Source organism: Acidovorax sp. HMWF018, assembly GCF_003061035.1.
Taxonomy (GTDB): Bacteria; Pseudomonadota; Gammaproteobacteria; order Burkholderiales; family Burkholderiaceae_C; genus Acidovorax; species Acidovorax delafieldii.
The window spans coordinates 1-3,584 of sequence record NZ_QAIM01000433.1 but is presented as its reverse complement, the minus strand read 5'-3'; the positions used below and the strand labels follow the sequence as shown (position 1 = coordinate 3,584).

Here is a 3,584-nt window from a genome sequence, read left to right as displayed (position 1 = left end):
CGCCCACGCTGCAGGCGTATGCATCGGTCGGGCGCGGCATGGAGACCCCAACGCTCAACGAGGTGGCCTACCGCCCGGGTGGTCAATCCGGATTGAACACGGGGCTGGCCGCGAGCTCGCACGAAACGGTGGAACTGGGCCTGCGCGGTAGGCACGGCCACGCCGGCTGGAGCCTCGCCGTGTTCGAGACTCGTACCGAGCGCGAGTTGACCGTGCTGTCCAACACCGGCGGCCGCGCCACCTTCCAGAATGCGGGCCGCACGCGGCGCAACGGGCTGGAGCTGTCGGGTGACGCGCAGTGGGGTGCACTGACCGCCAGTGGTGCGCTGACCCTGCTCAACGCACGCTACCGCGATGGTTTCCTGACCTGTGACAGCACGCCCTGCGCGGCGCCCACGGCTTCGGTCGCGCCGGGCACCCGCCTGCCGGGTGTAGCCTCGCAACGGGTGTGGGCGGAGCTGGCCTGGCAAATGGCACCCGCTTGGGTCTGGACGGTAGACATGCTGCACAGCGGCAAGGTACCGGTGAACGACCTGAACACCGACCATGCCGCAGGCTACACCGTGTGGGGCAGCAGCCTGCGGTGGACGCAGCGCTGGCAGGCGTGGAGCGCGCAGGCGTTTGTGCGATGGGACAACCTGCAGGACCGCCGCTACGTCGGGTCGGTGATCGTCAATGAGAGCAACCGGCGCTACTTCGAGCCCGGTGCGGGACGTTCCGTGTCAGCCGGGCTGACGCTTAGTCGTACTTTCTGACGACCCTGTCGGCTGGCTCGGTCGGGCTACAGTTGTTCCATCGCGGCACACATTCGGCATAGGGTTAGTCCGAGTGTTGAGGGCAAGGCTCTCTTTTTTTATCGTTCACCCATGGAGTCATCCGCAGCGGGTCTGCTCCATGAACGTAGAAAACACCACGCAGGAGACAAACCGAATGATCCCCCGATCCATTCCCGCAGCGATGCTGGGCGCCTTTGTGCTGCTGGCCTTGCCGGCCAGCAGTTGGTCGCAGGCCAAGGGCTCGCCCGAGCATATCCGCGCCGTCACGGCGCGCATCGACACCCAGGGCATCAGAGACAACGCGCGCGCCACCCAGGACTGGCCCAGCTACGGTCTCGACCACGGCGAGACGCGCTTCTCGCGCCTAAAGCAGCTCGACACCGGGAACGTGAAGAATCTGGGCTTGGCCTGGTCGTACGACCTGGAATCCACCCGCGGCGTGGAAGCCACTCCGGTGGTGGTGGACGGCATCATGTACGTCAGCGCCAGCTGGAGCGTGGTGCACGCCATTGACGTGCGCAGCGGCAAGCGCCTCTGGAGCTTTGATCCCGGCGTGGACCGCGCCAATGGCTTCAAGGGTTGCTGCGATGTGGTCAACCGCGGCGTGGCGGTGTATCAAGGCAAGGTCTTCGTGGGGGTTTTTGATGGCCGCCTTGTCGCGCTGGATGCGGCCTCTGGCGCCAAGGTGTGGGAAAAGGACACCATTGTTGACCGCAAGTACAGCTATACCATCACAGGCGCTCCACGTGTCTTCAAGGGCAAGGTCATCATCGGCAACGGCGGCGCAGAATACGGCGTGCGTGGCTACGTCACGGCCTATGACGCTGCCACGGGCGACCAGAAGTGGCGCTGGTTCACCGTACCGGGCGACCCGTCCAAGCCCTTTGAGAATGAAGCCATGGCCAAAGCCGCCAAGACCTGGGATCCCGCAGGAAAGTGGTGGGAGGCTGGCGGTGGTGGCACGGCCTGGGACAGCATGACGTTCGACCCCGAGCTGAACCTGATGTACATCGGAACCGGCAACGGCTCGCCTTGGGCTCGCAGCAAGCGCAGCCCGGCCGGTGGGGACAACCTCTACCTGGCCAGCATCGTGGCGCTGAATCCAGACACCGGCCAGTACGTCTGGCACTACCAGGAGACCCCGGGCGACAACTGGGACTTCACGTCCACACAGCCCATGGTGCTGACTGACTTGAAGATCGGCGGCAAGCAACGCAAGGTGATCCTGCATGCGCCTAAGAACGGCTTCTTCTTCGTCATAGATCGAACCAACGGTCAGTTCATCTCGGCCAAGAACTTCGTCGATGTGAACTGGGCCACCGGCTATGACGCCAAGGGCCGCCCGATCGAAACCGCCATTGCGCGCAGCGGCGACCGCGCCCGCGACATCGTCCCCAGCCCCTTCGGCGCGCACAACTGGCATTCCATGTCCTACAGCCCCGACACGGGCCTGGCCTATCTGCCGGCCCAGCATGTGCCGCTGACGCTGCAGGACAACAAGAACTGGAAGTTCAACGGCGGCTCCCTGCCCGAGCCGCACAGCAACATCGGCTGGAACACGGCCACGCTGATCAACATGGAGCCGCCCAAGAGCACGCCCTTCGGCCGCCTGATCGCCTGGGACCCGGTGGCGCAAAAGGAGCGCTGGCGCGTGGAGCATGCCTCGCCCTGGAACGGCGGCACGCTGGCCACGGCGGGCAACCTGGTGTTCCAGGGCACGGCCGACGGCCGCTTCGTGGCCTATGACGCGCGCAACGGCAAGAAGCTCTGGGAAAAGCCCACGGGCACAGGCGTGGTGGCCGCACCCATCACCTATGAGGTCGATGGCCGGCAGTACGTCTCCATCGCCGTGGGCTGGGGCGGCGGCTATGGCCTGGCCGCGCGCCACACTGACCGCAAGGGACCGGGCACGGTCTACACCTTCGCGCTGGACGGCAAGGCCGAGGCGCCTGCCTTCGTCGCCTACCAGCAGGGCAAGCTGCTGCAGGGCGTGCCCTATGACAAGAGCCTGGTGGCCGAAGGCACGGCCCTGTACGTCAGCAACTGCGCCCTCTGCCACGGCGTGCCCGGCGTGGACCGGGGCGGCAACCTGCCCAACCTGGCCTATCTGGACCCCGCCTATATCGAGCACCTGGACAAGTTCATCTTCAAAGGCCCGGCCACTTCGCGCGGCATGCCCGATTTCACCGGAAAGCTCAGCATGCAGGACGTCGAGAAGATCAAGGCCTTCATCCAGGGCACCGCCGACGCGATCCGGCCCAAGTAACACCCATCACCACTTTCATTTGACCTGCGCAGCTGCCCCGGGCGGGCGCTGCTCGCCCGTCCGCAACGGTGCAGTGGAAACGCAACCTGCGCATCTGGCTGCTTCTTACCCACAGAGGCAGTCGCCCCATCTTTTTACCGGAGACCTTTCATGAACCTCAGCGATATCAAGCACCTTCTCACCGAGCGCGCTACGACCTTCTTGGGCCGCGGCACGCACGATCTCTTCATCAATGGCCAGTGGGTCGCGCCGCAAAGTGGCCGGCGCATTGCCACCCTGAACCCGGCCACCGAGGCCACCATCTCCGAAGTGGCCAGCGCCGGCCCGGCCGATGTGGACCAGGCGGTACTGGCTGCGCACAGTGCCCTGCGCGAAGGCCCCTGGGGCCGCATGCGCCCTGTGGAGCGCGAGCGCCTGATGCTGCGCCTGGCCGACCTGATGGAGGCCAACGCACAGGCGCTGGCCGAGGTGGAATCCATCGACAACGGCAAGTCGGCGGCCATGGCCCGTGCCGTGGACATGGCGCTGGCCGTGGACTTTGT

At 65.7% G+C, this 3,584-nt stretch carries 3 protein-coding genes; all 3 read left to right on the top strand.

The window, feature by feature from the left end; genetic code table 11:
* Positions 1–755 (top strand): TonB-dependent receptor (locus DBR23_RS18080; RefSeq protein ID WP_146191366.1); only part of this gene is annotated, 755 nt, incomplete at its 5' end.
* A 175-nt stretch (positions 756–930) separates the two neighbouring features.
* Positions 931–3,042, top strand: a complete 2,112-nt coding sequence (locus DBR23_RS18075; RefSeq protein ID WP_108499142.1) for a PQQ-dependent dehydrogenase, methanol/ethanol family — start codon at positions 931–933, stop codon at positions 3,040–3,042.
* 150 nt (positions 3,043–3,192) lie between these two features.
* Positions 3,193–3,584: aldehyde dehydrogenase family protein (locus tag DBR23_RS18070; protein WP_146191365.1), on the top strand; the 392-nt coding region annotated here is incomplete at its 3' end.